Annotated in this window: 20 protein-coding genes; 12 read left to right on the top strand and 8 right to left on the bottom strand. The window is 65.8% G+C overall.

The annotated features are described in order from the left end of the window. Positions 1-6: 6 nt before the first annotated feature. The 6 genes from CRJ03_RS17440 to CRJ03_RS17415 form a co-directional block, all read right to left on the bottom strand. A complete protein-coding gene (locus tag CRJ03_RS17440; RefSeq protein ID WP_104020138.1) occupies positions 7-687 on the bottom strand; it encodes a hypothetical protein in 681 nt (226 codons plus the stop codon). Positions 688-746: 59 nt separating this feature from the next. Next, a complete protein-coding gene (locus CRJ03_RS17435) occupies positions 747-1,460 on the bottom strand; it encodes a hypothetical protein (protein ID WP_104020137.1) in 714 nt (237 codons plus the stop codon). A gap of 34 nt (positions 1,461-1,494) precedes the next feature. Then, positions 1,495-2,202 carry a hypothetical protein gene (locus CRJ03_RS17430; protein WP_129590307.1) on the bottom strand — a complete coding sequence of 236 codons (708 nt, stop codon included), beginning with the start codon at positions 2,200-2,202 and terminating at the stop codon, positions 1,495-1,497. A 144-nt stretch (positions 2,203-2,346) separates the two neighbouring features. Continuing rightward, positions 2,347-3,369, bottom strand: a complete 1,023-nt coding sequence (locus CRJ03_RS17425; RefSeq protein ID WP_104020135.1) for an aspartate-semialdehyde dehydrogenase — start codon at positions 3,367-3,369, stop codon at positions 2,347-2,349. A gap of 73 nt (positions 3,370-3,442) precedes the next feature. Further along, on the bottom strand, positions 3,443-4,615 hold the full coding sequence (locus CRJ03_RS17420; RefSeq protein WP_104020134.1) for an MFS transporter: 1,173 nt from the start codon (positions 4,613-4,615) through the stop codon (positions 3,443-3,445). 5 nt (positions 4,616-4,620) lie between these two features. Then, complete coding sequence (locus CRJ03_RS17415) at positions 4,621-5,550, bottom strand: histone deacetylase family protein (protein ID WP_104020133.1); 930 nt, start codon at positions 5,548-5,550, stop codon at positions 4,621-4,623. Positions 5,551-5,645: 95 nt separating this feature from the next. On the opposite strand from CRJ03_RS17415, the gene CRJ03_RS17410 reads away from it, so the two are divergent. From CRJ03_RS17410 to CRJ03_RS17395, 4 genes are all read left to right on the top strand, one after another. Beyond that, a complete protein-coding gene (locus CRJ03_RS17410; RefSeq protein ID WP_206018394.1) occupies positions 5,646-6,959 on the top strand; it encodes a mechanosensitive ion channel family protein in 1,314 nt (437 codons plus the stop codon). Between the two features lie 182 nt (positions 6,960-7,141). Beyond that, positions 7,142-7,504, top strand: a complete 363-nt coding sequence (rsfS, locus tag CRJ03_RS17405; RefSeq protein WP_104020192.1) for a ribosome silencing factor — start codon at positions 7,142-7,144, stop codon at positions 7,502-7,504. Continuing rightward, a complete protein-coding gene (gene rlmH, locus CRJ03_RS17400) occupies positions 7,505-7,975 on the top strand; it encodes a 23S rRNA (pseudouridine(1915)-N(3))-methyltransferase RlmH (protein ID WP_104020132.1) in 471 nt (156 codons plus the stop codon). A 114-nt stretch (positions 7,976-8,089) separates the two neighbouring features. Continuing rightward, a complete protein-coding gene (locus CRJ03_RS17395) occupies positions 8,090-8,962 on the top strand; it encodes a LysR family transcriptional regulator (protein ID WP_104020131.1) in 873 nt (290 codons plus the stop codon). Between the two features lie 17 nt (positions 8,963-8,979). Here the strand turns inward: CRJ03_RS17395 and CRJ03_RS17390 are convergent, their stop codons facing one another. Both CRJ03_RS17390 and CRJ03_RS17385 read right to left on the bottom strand, forming a co-directional pair. Continuing rightward, on the bottom strand, positions 8,980-9,957 hold the full coding sequence (locus tag CRJ03_RS17390; protein ID WP_165375347.1) for a glycosyltransferase family 61 protein: 978 nt from the start codon (positions 9,955-9,957) through the stop codon (positions 8,980-8,982). Beyond that, a complete protein-coding gene (locus tag CRJ03_RS17385) occupies positions 9,947-10,282 on the bottom strand; it encodes an ArsR/SmtB family transcription factor (protein ID WP_104020191.1) in 336 nt (111 codons plus the stop codon). Before CRJ03_RS17385 ends, CRJ03_RS17390 begins: the two co-directional genes overlap by 11 nt. Positions 10,283-10,460: 178 nt before the next feature. On the opposite strand from CRJ03_RS17385, the gene CRJ03_RS17380 reads away from it, so the two are divergent. From CRJ03_RS17380 to hflK, 8 genes are all read left to right on the top strand, one after another. Then, complete coding sequence (locus CRJ03_RS17380; RefSeq protein WP_104020129.1) at positions 10,461-10,874, top strand: universal stress protein; 414 nt, start codon at positions 10,461-10,463, stop codon at positions 10,872-10,874. Positions 10,875-11,075: 201 nt separating this feature from the next. After that, positions 11,076-11,417, top strand: coding sequence for an AtpZ/AtpI family protein (locus CRJ03_RS17375; RefSeq protein ID WP_104020128.1), 342 nt, complete (start codon positions 11,076-11,078; stop codon positions 11,415-11,417). Further along, positions 11,407-12,189 (top strand): F0F1 ATP synthase subunit A, encoded by a 783-nt coding sequence (locus CRJ03_RS17370; protein ID WP_104020127.1) that lies wholly within the window; start codon positions 11,407-11,409, stop codon positions 12,187-12,189. Before CRJ03_RS17375 ends, CRJ03_RS17370 begins: the two co-directional genes overlap by 11 nt. A gap of 94 nt (positions 12,190-12,283) precedes the next feature. Beyond that, positions 12,284-12,520, top strand: coding sequence for a F0F1 ATP synthase subunit C (locus CRJ03_RS17365; protein ID WP_104020126.1), 237 nt, complete (start codon positions 12,284-12,286; stop codon positions 12,518-12,520). A 91-nt stretch (positions 12,521-12,611) separates the two neighbouring features. Beyond that, positions 12,612-13,157: a F0F1 ATP synthase subunit B' gene (locus CRJ03_RS17360; RefSeq protein WP_104020125.1), complete on the top strand. Its 546-nt coding sequence runs from the start codon at positions 12,612-12,614 to the stop codon at positions 13,155-13,157. Positions 13,158-13,162: 5 nt separating this feature from the next. Further along, positions 13,163-13,723, top strand: coding sequence for a F0F1 ATP synthase subunit B (locus CRJ03_RS17355; RefSeq protein WP_104020124.1), 561 nt, complete (start codon positions 13,163-13,165; stop codon positions 13,721-13,723). 140 nt (positions 13,724-13,863) lie between these two features. Further along, positions 13,864-15,219, top strand: a complete 1,356-nt coding sequence (gene gor / locus CRJ03_RS17350; protein ID WP_104020123.1) for a glutathione-disulfide reductase — start codon at positions 13,864-13,866, stop codon at positions 15,217-15,219. A 67-nt stretch (positions 15,220-15,286) separates the two neighbouring features. Continuing rightward, positions 15,287-16,432 (top strand): FtsH protease activity modulator HflK, encoded by a 1,146-nt coding sequence (gene hflK, locus CRJ03_RS17345; RefSeq protein ID WP_104020122.1) that lies wholly within the window; start codon positions 15,287-15,289, stop codon positions 16,430-16,432.

Genomic DNA, 16,432 nt, shown 5'->3' with positions numbered 1-16,432 from the left:
GCCCGCTCACGTGACCTTTTCAGCGTTGCGTGGCCGCAGGAAGATCGACACCGTCAGCAGGCTGAACACGAACTCGTAGCTTTCCCACTTGGTCATCATCTGCACCGCCACGATCACCACCGTCGCCACCAGCGCGAGGATCATATGCCGGGTATCCGCCACCGGAATCGCAAGCCGGTCCGCGAGACGCGCCAGCGCACCCACCCGCGCGTAAACAAGCGGCAACACCAGCAGGTAGAGCAGGATCGCCAGCGTCAGCCCGCTGCCGAACAGCGTCTTTACCAGCTTGACGTCACCCACCACGAGGTTGTGGATATTGGTCTCGCCCTGCGCGTTGTTCTGACGGAAAAACTCCGACGCTTCCCAGTCGAACAGCCGGTAGCCCCAGGATATTTCCTCTCCCGCGCCAAAGAAGAAGGCGAGCGCGTAGAAAGCCGTCAGCACCACTGCCAGCGCGCCGCGCCCGCGTAGGGCCCACGCGTTGCGCAGCAGCACCAGCGACGACAGCAGCAGGCACACCGCCGTGCCCCATTCCACCGGGCCGTCCTCGATGGCAAACCCCGTGCGAAACTCATCGTGCAAACCGGTGACGTAATAACCGACGGTAAAGATCAGCGTGGCATAGCCGAGACCGAAGAGCACGACATCGGCATGGCTCAGGTTCGAGCGGTCAGTCAGACGAAACATGGCCAGGGCCTTCCATCAGGGATACGATGACAGGCGGGTATCCCAAGCCGCGCCGCGCATCAAGCGTCGCGCGGCCCGGTCCTCGCGTCCGCCGGCACCGGGTCCGACTTGCGGGCAAAGACATGGCCGTTCTGCGGGTAGAGAAAGATCGACAGCGCCACGAGGCTGAAGATGAACTCGTAGACTTCCCACTTGCGTTGCAGGTCCACGACCGCGATCACCACCGACGCGGCCAGCACCAGCACCGCGTGGCGATGGCCCGCCACCGGAACGGCCCAGCGATCCGCCCATGCCGCGATCCGCGCCGAGCGGGCATAGAGCAGCGTCAGCCCCACCAGCCAGCCCAACAGCACCACCGTCAGCACGTTGCCGAACAGCACCTTGACGAGCTTGACGTCCCCCACCTTGAGGTTGTGCAGGTTGGTCTCGGCACGGTGGCTGTTGTCGGTGATGATCTCGGGCGCCTGCCAGCCGAAAATCCGCTGCCCCCAGGAAATCTCCTCTCCCGCGGCGAAGAAGAACAGAAATGCACCCACCGCCATCGTCACCACCGCCCGCCGCTCGCCCGCCCCGGCAAAGCGCAGCGCATGCCGCGCCAGCACGGTGAAAGAGAGAAACAGCAGTACCGCCGTGGCCCATTCCGCCGGGCCGTCCTCTATGGCATAGACGGTGTGAAAGATATCCGTCTGAACGAAGTGAAAGACGATCAACGCGAGGATATTGGCGACGACGAGCGCCAGCAAAACCTGGTCGAGCACGGGCAATCTGGTCATGTCATGTCTCTTTTCAAGGGGGTGTGAGCCACGTTCAGCGAAACGTCTCGGGGTTTTGCGGGCGCAGAAAGATCGACGCGGCGATGAGCGCAAAGACCAACTCGTACACCTCCCAGTTGCGGGGCAGGTCGATCACGTACCACATCACCAGCGAGCCAATGAGCGCCAGCGCGGCATGATGGAGCCGGGGCACCGGGATGACCATGCGCCCTGCCAGCCCTCTGATGAGCGGCCAACGCGAGTAAAGCGGCGGCAACACCAGCAGGTAGAGCAGCAAAATTGCCGTCAACGTGCTGCCGAAGATCACCTTGTTGAGGTTGTATTCACCGATCTTCATGTTGTGGATGTTGGTCTCGGCCCGTTCGCTGCGCTCGGTAAAGAACTCGCCCGCTTCCCAGCCGAAAACCCGCTGGCCCCAGGAGATTTCCTCGCCCGCCGCGAAGAGGAAGAGAAACGCGTAGAGCCCCATCAGCATCGCCGCGCCAAGCCCGCGCCGCGCCTTGATGCGGCCTGCCTTGCGCAAGAGCAGCACGCAGCCGAGGGAAAGAAAGGCAAAGGTGCCCCATTCCACCGGCCCGTCCTCGGCGGCGAACCAGTACTTGAATGTCTCGTGATCTGTGGCGTGATAGTAGATCGTTATCAGCAGGACCAGAACAACAAGCCCCAGAAGGACACGTTCGACCGCGACGGCAAAGCCCGGCTGAGACCGATCTGAGACAGGGGAGACAGGGGAGACAGACATGGGCATGCCGGATTTCGTGAAACTGTTACGCGCTGTTCATGTATACGACATAAAAGCGTCACGTTCCAGTGGCGCGAGCATCCACCCGACCGCGAACGGGCGCGCCCAAATGGCCGCGCCCGCCAAGATTGCCTCGCTCTTAGGTCAGCCCTTCTTCAGCACCCGCTGTCCCAGCGTCTCGGCGATTTGCACGGCGTTGAGCGCGGCGCCCTTGCGCAGGTTGTCGCTGACGCACCACAGGTTGATGCCGTTGTCGATGGTGGGGTCCTGCCGGATGCGGCTGATGAAGGTGGCGTAATCTCCAACGCATTCGATCGGCGTGACGTAGCCGCCATCCTCGCGCTTGTCGATCACCATGATCCCCGGCGCCTCGCGCAGGATATCGCGCGCTTCGGCCTCGTCGAGATGATCCTCGAACTCGATATTGATCGCCTCGGCGTGACCGACGAACACCGGCACCCGCACGCAGGTTGCGGTGACCTTGATCTTCGGGTCGACAATCTTCTTGGTCTCGGCGACCATCTTCCACTCTTCCTTGGTCTGGCCGTCCTCGAGGAACACGTCGATATGCGGAATCACGTTAAAGGCGATCTGCTTGGGATAGACCTTGGCCTCGTAATCATCCGTCGGGTTGTAGACCGCCTTGGTCTGATCCCAAAGCTCGTCGATGCCGTCCTTGCCCGAGCCCGACACCGATTGATAGGTCGAGACCACCACGCGCTTGATCCGCGCCCGGTCATGCAGCGGCTTCAGCGCCACCACCATCTGCGCGGTCGAGCAGTTGGGGTTGGCGATAATGTTCTTCTTGGCATAACCCTCGACCGCCTCGGGGTTAACTTCCGGAACCACCAGCGGCACGTCCGGGTCGTAGCGGTAGAGCGACGAGTTGTCGATCACGATGCAGCCAGACTTGGCCGCCTTGGGCGCGTAGACCTTTGTTGCGTCCGAACCGATGGCAAAGAGCGCGATATCCCAGCCGGTGAAATCGAACGCGTCGAGGTCCTGCGTCTTCAGAGTTCGGTCGCCAAAGCTCACCTCGGTGCCGAGCGACCGGCGCGAGGCGAGCGCGGCGATCTCGTCCACCGGAAACTCGCGTTCGGCGAGGATGTTGAGCATTTCGCGGCCCACGTTGCCCGTGGCGCCGACGACGGCGATTCTGTAACCCATGTTTATCAAGCCTCCTGAGCGGGGTTGCGGGGCGGGTCATACAGGCAATGGCGGGGGGATAAAAGCGGTTTGCTCAGCCCATGCTGTCGCGGCTGAAGAGATAGCTCACCAGCCCCAGCGCCAGCGCCCCGGCAAACAGCCCGAAGATCGCCACGTGACCGGCCAGCGCCCCCTGCGCCGACATGCTGGCATGGAGCGGCCCGGTGACAAATTGCGCCACACCGACCCCGCCAATGCCAAAGAGATTGAGCAGCGTCACCCCCCGCCCCGCCAGGTGCGCCGGGATGAATGCCCGCCCATGCGCCACGATCACCGGGAAGGACGCCCCGGCAAAGCCGATCACCGCCAACAACGCCACCGACAGCCCAAGGCTCCGGTCGGGCCACAGGATCAGCGCCACCAGTGCCAGCGCCGCCAGCAGGTTGCCGCCGAAGATCACCCATTTTCGGCTGCCCACCAGCCGGTCGAGCGGGCCATAGGTCAGCGTCCCGGCGATCATCGCCACGCCCATCACCAGCGTCGCCTGCCCCACCGCGCCGGTATCGAGCGCGAACACGTCGCGCAGGTAGGGCCCCGCCCACAGCCCGCGCAGCGCCGCCGAGGGGGCGTAGGCCACGAACATCAGCGGCAGGATCGCCCAGAGCACGGGCATCCGCAGAAGGTCGAGCACCGAGCCGCGCGCCTCGCCCGTGACCGCCTCGGGGTCGCGCACCAGCGCCGCGATTCCCGCCGCCGCCACCGCCGAGATCACCGCCAACCCCCACAGCGCCGCGCGCCAGCCGATCGTTTCGGCGGCCCACGCCATCGGGTACGAGGCCACGAGGTTGCCCACCGAGCCCACGCCCAGCATGAGCGCCGCAAGCGTGGCGAACTTGGCGGGCGGAAACTGCCGCGCAAAGATGTAGTAGGACGCCATCAGCACCGGCGCGCAGCCCACCCCGATCAGCGCCATCGCGATACTCACATGCACCGGCTCCGTGGCCACGGCAAAGAGGGCCGCGCCCCCGCCCCCGCCGACCAGCAACAGCACGGCGGCGGTGCGCCGCGGTCCCACGCGGTCCAGCGCCCAGCCGACAGGCAGCTGCATCACGGCAAAAACGAGGAACCACAGCCCCGAGGCAAACGCCAGGTCGTCGGGTGTCGCGCCCAGATCACGCTCCAGCGGGCCGCTCAGAACGGCGAGAAAGGCGCGAAAGAACTGGCTCAGCACATAGGCGAGGCACAGCAGGATCAGCCCGGCGCGCATCCCCCTCAGCCCAGCCCGCGCGCGATGAGCCGATCGACATGCGCCGCGGCACTCTCGGCCAGCGCGTCGAGGTCATAGCCACCCTCCAGGCAGCTCACCAGCCGCCCGCCGCACAACGTGTCGGCGAGATCGCACAGCCGGTCGGTGAGCCAGGCAAAATCCTCGGTCTCCAGCCGCAAATCGGCCAGCGGGTCGTCGGCATGCGCGTCGAACCCCGCCGAGACGAGGATCAGCTCCGGCGCGAACGCCTCGATCCGGGGAAAAACCTTGTCTTCATAGAGCCGCCGGAACTCCTCCGAGCCGGTGCCCGGTGCGATGGGCAGGTTCATCACCGTGTCATGCGGCCCGGTCTCGTCCGCCGTGCCGGTGCCGGGCCAAAGCGGGAACTGGTGCGACGAGATGAACAGCGCCCGCGCCTCGTCCTCCAGCAGGTCCTGCGTGCCGTTGCCGTGATGCACGTCGAAATCCACCACCGCCACCCGCGCCAGCCCGTGATGGTCGAGCGCATGTTTCGCCGCCAGCGCCACGTTGCCAAAGAGGCAGAACCCCATCGGCGTCTCGCGCTCGGCATGGTGGCCGGGCGGGCGCGTGGCGACAAAGGCGTTGCCGGCCTCACCCGCAAGCACCAGATCGACCGCCCGCACCGCGCCCCCGGCGGCGCGATGTGCGGCGGCGAGGCTGCCGGGCGACATCCAGGTATCGGCGTCAAGCTGCGCGATCCCCTCGGCTGGAGCGGCGGCGCGGATGCTGTCCACATAACTCTTGGGATGCACCCGCAGCAGGTCGTCCTCGGCCACCAGCGGCGCGGTCACGCGGACCACCGCCTTGCCTTCCAGAGCCGCCAGCACCCGTACCAGCCGCGCCACCTGCTCGGGATGGCCCTGCGGCGTCTCGTGGTGCAGGCAATCGGGATGGGTGATCAGGGCTGTGGTCATGGCGCTCCTCCGTATCCGGCAGGAAAAGACCCGGATTCCCGGCTCTTGTCCAGTGCTGGCTTGTGGCGATGTGGGCCGCGTGCCACTCTCTGCGGATGGAAGGCGACGCCGTCACCCTCACTCAGGACATCGCGCTCGGGCTCTGGGCGCAGGCAGAGCTGTTCCTGCGCGGGCTTCTGCGCCCGTGGAACGCCTACCAGGTCGGTATCGCCGTGGCCCTCTTCGCCGCCGCGCATCTCGCCAACCGCTTGCTCGGCCCGCTCTGTCACGACTGGATGCGGCGGCGCGAGGGCTGGCCAAAATGGCGGATGCGGCTGCTGGTGATGCTGCACCGGCGGCTGCGGCTCATCTTCTTCGTCATGCTCATGTGGCCCACGGTATGGATACTGCGCGCCACCACCTGGCCCAGCCGATCCTACATGCTCTCTATCTTCGCCGAACTGGCGCTGGCCTGGCTCACGATCACCATCCTGACCCGGCTCATCGCCAACGGCTTCCTGCGGGCGCTGGTGCGCTATGCCGGTTGGACATGGGCAACGCTCATCATCCTGAACCTCACCGACGAGGCACAGACGCTGCTCGAAGGCTTGGCCTTCGAGCTTGGCGAGACGCGGCTCTCGGTGTGGCTCCTCGTGCAGGCGGTGATCGTCATCGGCGTGCTGTTCGCGCTGGCGCGCTTCGTCTCGACGGCGAGCGCCGCGCAGGTGCGCAAGAACCAGGACATCTCGCCCTCGATGCAGGTGCTTGTGGTCAAGTTCCTGCAAGTGCTGCTCTACGGCGCGGCGTTCTTCATCGGGCTGCGCACGGTCGGGGTGGACCTGACGGGGCTCGCGGTGCTGTCGGGCGCGATCGGCGTGGGGCTCGGCTTCGGCCTGCAAAAGGTGGTATCCAACCTCGTATCAGGCGTTATCATCCTGCTCGACAAGTCGATCAAGCCCGGCGATGTCATCAGCCTCGGCGAGACCTTCGGCTGGATCAATAGCTTGGGCGCGCGCTACGTCTCGATCACCACGCGCGACGGGCGCGAATACCTCATCCCCAACGAGGACCTGATCACCGGACAGGTGGTCAACTGGTCGCATTCCGACGAATTCGTGCGGCTCGACATCCATTTCGGCACCGCCTACGGTGACGATCCGCACAAGGTGCGAAAGATCGCCACCGAGGCTGCCCGCGGCGTGAACCGCGTTCTCGACACCCCGGCGACGGTGTGTCACATCACCGGCTTCGGCGACAGCAGCGTGGACTACATCCTGCGCTTCTGGATTCGCGATCCCACGCAGGGCCTCACCAACATTCGCGGCAATGTCTATCTGGCCCTGTGGGACGCGTTCCAGGAGCACGGCATTTCCATCCCCTTCCCCCAGCGCGAGGTGCGGATGCTCGAGGACGGGCCACGGGGTGGGTAAATTTCACGCACGTTCCCGCGCGATTACCCCGCTCGCCTGCGCGCTTCATTGAAAAGTCGCATGTCTCTTGCTACCTTGATCCCATGTCCGGCACCGGGGCGTAGCGGTGCATAGCCAAGGAGGACGATGTCCTGTCTCTCATGTCTCACGCGGCCCCTGCCGCTGATTCCCCGGCGGCGCATATGACCCCGCCGCATCAGGCCGATAGCGAAACGCAGCTGGCCGCCATTCTCAAGTCCCTCGACGATGACAAGGCCGAAGACGTCGTGCAGATTGATCTGCGCGGCAAGACGGCAATGGGCGATTACATGGTGATTGCCTCGGGCCGCTCCTCGCGCCAGGTCTCGGCCATCTCGGAAAAGCTGGTCGACCGGCTCAAGCGCGAGCACGGCGTGCCAGCCCGCACCGAGGGGCGTGAAACCGGCGACTGGGTGCTGATCGACACCGGCGACGTGATCGTGCACGTGTTTCGCCCCGAGGTACGCGAGTTCTACCAGCTCGAAAAAATGTGGCTGCCTACCGGGCAGGCAGCGGCCAAGAGCTGAATGCGCGTGCATGTCTGCGCGGTGGGCCGGTTGCGCACCGGCCCGGAACGCGCACTGATCGACGATTACACCACCCGCTTCGACCGGACGGGGCGCGGCCTCGGGCTCGGGCCGCTCACGGTCACCGAGGTCGAGGACCGCAAGGGCGGCGGCATGGAAGCCGAGGCCACCCTGCTGGACCGGGCGATCCCCCGCAGCGCCGTGGTGGTGGCCCTCGACGAGCGGGGGCAGGTCATGGGCTCTCCCGATTTCGCGGGGCACCTCGCCGGGTGGCGCGACAGCGGGCGCGGCGACGTGGCCTTTCTCATCGGCGGGGCCGACGGGCTCGCCCCCGATCTGCGCGCGCGGGCCGATCTTGCGCTCTCGTTCGGACGCATGGTCTGGCCGCACATGCTCGCCCGCGTGATGCTCGCCGAACAGCTCTACCGCGCCGCCTCGATCCTCGCGGGCAGCCCGTATCACCGGGCCTGACGACTTGAGAGTTTCCAGGCTTCCGGCCCCCGGCGCATCTAACGGGAACAAGCCGGATTGCGCCGCCGCGCGCCGCACCGCATACTGCGCGCAAAGCGGGCGGGAGATCGGGCAATGGAGAACTGGGACGAGGTGCGCACCGCCTTTCACGTGGCGCGGGTCGGCACGGTAAGCGGCGCGGCAGAGGTGCTCGGCGTGCACCATGCCACCGTGATCCGCCATATCGACGCGCTCGAAGAGCGGCTCGGCGTGCGGCTGTTTCAGCGGCATGCGCGCGGCTACACGCCCACCGAGGCGGGCGACGACCTGCTGCGCGTGGCGCAGGCGACCGACGATCAGTTTCACCAGCTGGCGGGCCGGATCAAGGGGCGCGGAAACGAGGTGTCGGGCGAATTGGTCGTGACCTCGATCGGCGGGCTGAGCCACCTGCTCGCGCCGGTGCTGGCAGAGTTCCAGCAGGGCTACCCTGATCTCGTGGTGCGATACCTGACCGGCGACCGCCTCTTTCGGCTGGAATACGGCGAGGCGCATGTCGCGGTACGCGCGGGCAGCGCACCGGATCAACCCGACAACGTGGTACAGCCGTTCTTCCGACAGGATTTCGCGCTCTTTGCCAGCGAGGGCTACGTGGCGCGGCACGGGATGCCGGAGGGCTGCGACGATTTCGTGCGGCACCGTTTCGTCGGACCAGACGACCCCGAGGCGCGAGCGCCGTTTCATCGCTGGCTCAGGCAAACCGTACCCGCTGCCAATATCGTGTTCCGCTCGGGCGACGTACACGCGCAACACAACGCGATCCTCGCCGGGGCGGGGATCGGCTTTGTCTCGGCGTTGCAGGCGACAGAGGTGCCGGGGCTGGTGCGGGTAACGCCACCGCGGCCCGAATGGGCGGCACCGCTGTGGCTCGTGACGCACATGGATCTGCACCGCACCACCAAGGTGCAGACGTTCCTCGCCTTCCTCAAGGAGCGCGCGCGCGGCTGGTAAGCAGCGCAAATGCCCGCTCAGAGAAAGCGCGCCGCCTGCAATTCGCGGCGTAGCTGGTAAAGCTCGGGCGGCAGGGTGGACGTGTCCTCCGCGGACGCCGGCAGCCGGGCGAGCGCAGCGGTAGTCCATGGCGTGATCCCGGCAAAGCCTGCGACCTGCCCTACGATGGCCTCGAACGCCGTTTGCCTTGTACGGCGCTGGATGAGGCCCACGCGCGCCTCCGTGTCCATCACGAAGGGCGCGAGGTGAAAGGCCGAGCCGTCGGGGCCGACGATCACCCGCGCGGCGCGGTAGCACGCGATCTGCTCAACGATGCTGTGGCGCTCGGGGTGCACGATGCCATAGCCCCCCCGCGACATCCATTTTTCGATCCGCCGCTCGTGGGGCACCTGCTGTTCAGGATTCTTGAGGCGGCGGCGCGAAACATAGAGCCGCTCGGGACCGTCAGGGGCGACGGCGGCACGCAGATGGCGGCGCATGTAGGCGCGGGCCTCCGGCGTGCCGTGGCTCCATTCGCGGTGGCCAAAGCCTTGCGAGGGCACGAGCGCCGCGTCCACACGGGTGGGCCGCTGGATCAGGTGCACCGGCAGCCCCTGCCCGAGGATATCGAGCAACGGGCCGAGGCGACGGGCGAGCACGGCGGCGATATCGCGCCCGGCCATCGGGACGAGCGCGATGCCGTCGGGGCGCGGCGCGCCAGGATGGTCGAGCGCCCAGAGCCGTGGCAGCGCCTCGAGCAGGAAGTGCCCGAAATGGTGCCGCCCCACCCCGGCATAGAGCCAGCACCCCGGCAGGACATCCGGCGTGTCCGCAGGCGCAAGGGGATCGGCGGTGAAACGGCGCGGGCCGATGCGCGTGCGCGCAGCCGGGACCGCACGGCCTTGGGCGTCGAGCACGCCGCAGGCATGGCTGTGTCCCGGTGCCATCGGCATGAGGATGGCGCCGCTCACCGTTTCGATACGCGCCGGGGGCAGTCGGCGGGGATCAGGGATCATCGCGCAACTCGTCGCGGAGAAACCGCTCGAACGCGTCGAGATGGACCGCCTCGAACTGGCCGAAGCCCTGCATCCAGATCGAGGCGTCGCGCAGTGCATCCGGTTCCAGCTTGCACCACTTGACGCGCCCGCGCCGCTCCTGGCTGATAAGCCCGGCGCGGGTGAGGATCGCGAGATGCTTGGAAATCGCCGCGAGGCTCATCTCGAAGGGCTCGGCCACGTCGGTCACGGCCATGTCGTCCTCGAGCAACATGGCGAGGATCGCGCGGCGCGTGGGATCGGCGAGCGCGGCAAAGACCATGTCGAGGGCGTGGGCCTTGTCCATGCCGGTCTTAAGCCCGAGGGGGCGGCTCGCGTCAACGCTCATCACCGCCCGTTCGGGGCGAAACATGCCGTTTTTCGCAGCATTTTGGCCGGAAAGGGGGTTTGATCTGAGGCAAGGCAATGTCAGGCTGAGGCAGTTACGGTCCGCAGACCAAACAGGAAACGCGAAAGGAAAGTACATGTTCTCAAAAATCATGGTTCCCGTCGATCTGGTTCATAAGGACACGCTTGCCAAGGCGCTCGACGTCGCCGGTGACATGGCCAAACATTACGGCGCGAGCATCGATGTGGTCAGCGTGGGTGGCGAGCTTCCCAGCGAGCTGGGGCACACACCGCGGGAATTCGGTAGTCGGTTGCAAGGCTTCGCGGACGACCTGCGCGAAAAATACGGCGTGACGGTGAAGGCCGATCCGTTGATGGCGCACGACCCGGCGGTCGAGACCACCGCGGAACTGATGAACGCGATCGACAAGGTTGGCGCGGACCTCGTCATCATGGCCAGCCACGAGCCGGGCTTTTTCGAGCATATTTTCAGCTCGCATGGCGGCTATATCGCTCAGCACGCCAAGTGCTCGGTCTTCGTGGTGCGCTGAAACTCAACCGTTCGGTTGAACATGGCGCGGCCGCCCGCCACGGGCACTAGACGGCCGCGCCGGGAAATTATCCCATATTCACCTTTCCAAAAATACTCAATATATCAATAGGTTGAACATACTTCGCCTGCGCGGATCGCGCGCTTGACTCCGGCTCCCTCTGACCGTAGCACCTACATCAGATTCCGAGAGGGGGCGTAGGTGTCCGATCCAGACGACAGCGAGCGGCTCAGGCAGCTCGACGCACGGATCGCCAAGCTGCGAGGCGACAAGACAAAGCGCCCTCATCAGGAAGAGCACTACAGCCAGGCGCAGCATGGCTGGCGGATGGTGATCGAGCTTGTTGCCGGTTTGTTGATCGGCTTCGGCATGGGGTACGGGCTGGACAGCCTGTTCGGCACATTGCCGGTATTCCTTGTCGTGTTCACATTGCTGGGCCTCGCGGCGGGCATCAAGACGATGATGCGCAGCGCGGCGGAGCTCGCCAAGGACATGAATGCGCCCAGCTCGGGCGGAGACGAAGGGGCGAAGGATGGCGACTGAAGCGCAAGGGGCCGACAGCGGCGGGCTGGTGTTCCACCCGATGGATCAGTTCATCGTGCGACCGCTGTTCGGCGACGGGGCCGTGGGCCTGTTCACGCTGACCAACGTCACGCTGTGGATGGCGATCGCGGTGGCGGCGATCTTTGCGCTGCTGGTGCTGGGCACGTCAAAGCGCGCGATCGTGCCGGGGCGCACCCAATCCATCGCCGAGCTGGCCTATGACTTCATCCGCAAGATGGTCGAGGACGTGGCGGGCAAGGACGCGCTGCCGTTTTTCCCCTACATCATGACGCTGTTCATGTTCATCGTTTTCGCCAATTTCATCGGCCTGCTGCCGATGGCCTATACCACCACGAGCCATATCGCGGTGACGGCGGTGCTGGCGATGCTTGTCTTCCTGACGGTGACGATCCTGGGGTTCGTCAAGCATGGCGTGGGGTTCCTGGGCCTGTTCTGGATCACCGCCGCGCCGCTGCCGCTGCGGCCGGTCCTCGCGCTGATCGAGGTGATTTCCTACTTCGTGCGCCCGGTCAGCCATTCCATCCGTCTGGCGGGCAACATGATGGCCGGTCACGCGGTGATCAAGGTGTTCGCGGCCTTCGCGCCGATGATCGCGCTGTCGGTCGGGGTGGGCATCCTTGTCACGCCGCTGTCGATCCTCGCGATCTCCGCCATCTACGCGCTCGAGGTGCTGGTGGCCTTCATCCAGGCCTACGTGTTCACGATCCTGACCTGCGTGTATCTGCGCGACGCGCTGCATCCGCATCACTAAGCCGGGCCACGCGCCCCTGACATAGACAAGCGGCGGGTTCGCCCGCCTGACGACCAACAGACCAATGCCAATTCCAGCGTAAGGAGAGATCACTATGGAAGGCGATATCGTTCAAATGGGTGCTTACATCGGTGCAGGCCTGGCATGTACCGGCATGGGCGGCGCCGCCGTCGGTGTGGGCCACGTCGTCGGCAACTACCTGTCGGGCGCGCTGCGCAACCCGTCGGCCGCCGGCGGCCAGATCGCGACCATGTTCATCGGCATCGCGTTCTCGGAAGCACTCGGGATCTTCTCGTTCCTCGTCGCGCTTCTGCTGATGTTCGCCGTCTGATCGCTCAGGGCCCGATCCTTGCGGCCGGGTGGCGGCCATGCTTGCCTGCCACCCGGAATTCGCGGAAAGTTCCTGAGGGAGGACGTCTGTCATGGCAACCGAAACGCATGATGCCGTAAGCGCCTGTCTCGACAGCGGGGGCGGTGCCGTCGGAATGCCGCAGCTTTGCGGCGACTGGTTCGGCAACCAGATATTCTGGCTCGCCATCGCGCTGGTCGTGCTCTACTTCATCCTGTCGCGTATCGCGCTTCCGCGCATCGCGGCGGTGCTGGCAGAGCGGCAGGGCACCATCACCAACGATCTCGCCGCCGCCGAGGATCTCAAGTCCAAGGCAGCCGAGGCGGAAGAGGCCTACAAGCAGGCGCTCGCCGACGCCAAGGCCGAGGCGCAGAAGATTGTCGCCGAGACCAAGGCCTCGATCAAGAAAGACCTCGACCGCGCCAACGAGGAGGCCGATGCCGAGATCAAGGCCAAGACCGCCGAAGGCGAGAAGAAGATCGCCGAAATCCGCGAAGGCGCGCTCGACGCCGTCAAGGAGGTGGCCAAGGACGTCACCACCGAGCTTGTGGCCTCGATGGGCCAGAAGGCCGACGGCCGCAGCGTAAGCGCGGCCGTGAACGCCCGGATGAAAGGATGAGTGCGATGCGCAAGCTGACCCTGACTGCCGCCGCCACGCTCGCCGCCAGCCCGGCCTTCGCGGCGTCCGGCCCGTTCTTCTCGCTGTTCAACACCAATTTCGTGGTGCTGATCGCGTTCCTGATCTTCATAGGGGTGCTGATCTACCTCAAGGTGCCAGGCTTGCTGGGCGCAAAGCTTGACGAGCGCGCGGCGTCTATCAGGTCCGATCTCGACGAGGCCCACCAGCTGCGCGAAGAGGCGCAGAAGGTGCTGGCCAGCTACGAGCGCAAGCAGAAAGAGGCGCAGGACCATGCCGACCGCATCGTCGTGCAGGCCCGCGAGGAGGCCGAGCAGGCCGCCATCGACGCCAAGGAAGAGATCAAGCGCTCGATCGCGCGTCGGCTTCAGGCCGCCGAGGACCAGATCGCCAGCGCCGAGGCGCGCGCCGTGCGCGACGTGCGCGATCAGGCGATCGCCGTGGCCACCGCCGCCGCGCGCGACGTGATCGCCAAGCAGATGAGCGCCGCCGACGGCGACGCGCTCATCGACGCGGCGATCGGCGAGGTCGAATCCAAGCTGCACTGACGCCGCAAAGCGAAAGCCATCGCAACGGGGCCGCGTTCCGAAAGGATCGCGGCCCCGTTGTTTCTCGCGTCACGATTGGGGGTTTCACATTGCCGCGTTGCTGAGATATGTCGGCGGAGCAAGGTAGGGAGCCGACTGGCATGTCATTCGACTACGACCTTTTCGTGATTGGCGGCGGTTCGGGCGGGGTGCGCGCAGCGCGCGTCGCGACCCAGGGCGGCGCGCGCGTGGCGCTCGCCGAGGAAAGCCGCTATGGCGGCACCTGCGTGATCCGCGGCTGCGTACCCAAGAAGCTGATGGTCTTTGCCTCGGAATACCCCGAAGCCATCGCCGAGGCGCTGGCCTATGGCTGGACGGTGCACGCGGGCGGCTTTGACTGGGCGGCGTTCCGGGCCAAGCTCGATGCCGAGCTTGACCGGCTCGAAGACGTTTATCGCGGCATCCTGAGCAATAATGGCGTGACAACATTCGACATGCGCGCGCGGCTCGCCGATCCACATACGGTCGAGCTGGCCGATGGCACGCGCGTCAGCGCGCGGCACATCCTGATTGCCGCCGGCGGCCACCCCGTCCGGGCCGATCTGCCCGGCGCCGAGCACGCGCTGGTAAGCGACGACATCTTCCGCCTCGAGCGGCTGCCGAAATCCATCCTTGTCATCGGCGGTGGCTATATCGCCTGCGAATTCGCCTGCATCCTCAACGGCCTCGGCGTAGAGGTGACGCAGTTCTACCGCGGCGCGCAGATCCTGCGCGGATTTGACGGCGAGGCGCGGGGCCTTGTGTCGGACGAGATGATCCAGTCTGGGGTGAACCTGCACCTCGGCACCAATATCGAGGCAATGCAGCCCTTCGAGGGCGGCTACCGTGTGACCGCCACAAACGGCACCGAGGCCACGTTCGAAGAGGTGATGTTCGCCACCGGGCGCGCCCCCAACACGGGGGACATGGGGCTGAAAGAGGCCGGGGTGAACCTTGGGCGCAAGGGCGAAATCGTGGTCGATGACTACAGCCAGACAAGCGTGCCCTCGATCTACGCCATCGGCGACGTGACCGACCGGGTCAACCTCACGCCTGTGGCGATCCGCGAGGGCATGGCCTTTGTGGAAACCGTCTTCAACGGCAACCCGACGCCGGTGGACCACGACCTGATCCCCACCGCGATCTTTACCCAGCCCGAGATGGGCACCGTGGGCCTGAGCGAAGAGGACGCCCGCGAGCGCGGGCCGGTGGAGATCTACGCCACCTCGTTCAAGCCCATGCGCGAGAGCTTTGCCGGGCGCGGCGCGCGGGTGCTGATGAAGCTGGTGGTCTGCGCCGATACACGCCGCGTGCTGGGCTGTCATATCGTCGCCCCCGGTGCGGGCGAGATGATACAATTGGCCGGGATCGCGGTGAAGATGGGGGCGACCAAGGAAGATTTCGATCGCACCGTAGCGGTGCACCCGACCATGTCGGAAGAGATCGTAACGATGAAGACGCCTGCGCGGACCGCTTGATTTTCTGGGGTTCACGCACAGGTAGAGAGCATGTCCGCCAAAGGCGGAAAAGCAAGGGAAGGTTAGCATGGCTGGAAATAATGGCGGCCCGTGGGGCGGTGGCGGCGATCGCGGCGGCGATGACGACCGTCGCCCGCCAAGCGGCGGCAGGCGCCCCCCCGAAGGCGGGCAACTCCCCGAAATCGACGAGCTTGTGCGCAAGGGGCAGGATCAACTCCGTGTCCTGATGGGCGGTCGCGGCGGCGGTGGCCGGGGCGGCGCCGGTGGCGGCGGCGACGGTCCGCAATTCGGTCGCGGCACCATTGGCCTCGCGGTGCTGGGTGCCGTGGCAATCTGGCTTTTTGCCAGCGTCTACACGGTCAAGCCCGAGGAGCAATCGGTCGAGCTTTTCCTCGGCGAGTATTACGCGACCGGCAATCCCGGCCTCAATTTCGCGCCGTGGCCGGTGGCGACCTACGACATCGTCAACGTCACCTCGGAGCGGACCGAGAATATCGGCCAGCGCAGCAATGTCGGCAACGAGGGGCTGATGCTGACCACCGATGCCAATATCGTGGACATCAATTTCCAGGTGGTCTGGAACATCTCTGACCCGTCCAAGCTCCTGTTCAACATTCGCGATCCGCAACTGACGGTGCAGGCGGTGTCGGAATCGGTGATGCGCGAGATCATCGCCGCATCGAACCTCGGGCCGATCCTCAACCGCGATCGCGGGATCATCGCAGACAGCGCGATAGAGAACATCCAGGCGACGCTGGACGAGTACGAGAGCGGCATCCGTATCGTGCGTGTCAACCTCGACAAGGCCGACCCGCCGCGCGAGGTGATCGACGCGTTCCGCGAGGTGCAAGCCGCCGAGCAGGAGCGCGACCGTCTGCAACGGCAGGCCGACGCCTATGCCAACCGGGTGCTGGCGGAGTCGCGCGGTGAAGCCGCGCAGATCCTCGCCCAGGCCGAAGGCTACCGGGCCCGCGTGGTCAACGAGGCCCGCGGTGACGCGAGCCGCTTCACCTCGGTCCTGACGGAATACACCAAGGCCCCCGAGGTCACCCGCAAGCGCCTCTACCTCGAGCGGATGGAACAGGTGCTGGGCGATATCGACAAGACGATCCTCGACCAGTCCATCGTCGGAAGCGAGGGGGGCAGCAGTGTCGTGCCCTACCTGCCGCTGAACGAGTTGCGCCGCAACACCACGACAAGCGAAGGAAACTGA

This window comes from Roseovarius nitratireducens (assembly GCF_002925845.1).
In the GTDB taxonomy this organism is placed as follows: domain Bacteria; phylum Pseudomonadota; class Alphaproteobacteria; order Rhodobacterales; family Rhodobacteraceae; genus Roseovarius; species Roseovarius nitratireducens.
This window is presented reverse-complemented; position numbering and strand designations above follow the sequence as displayed.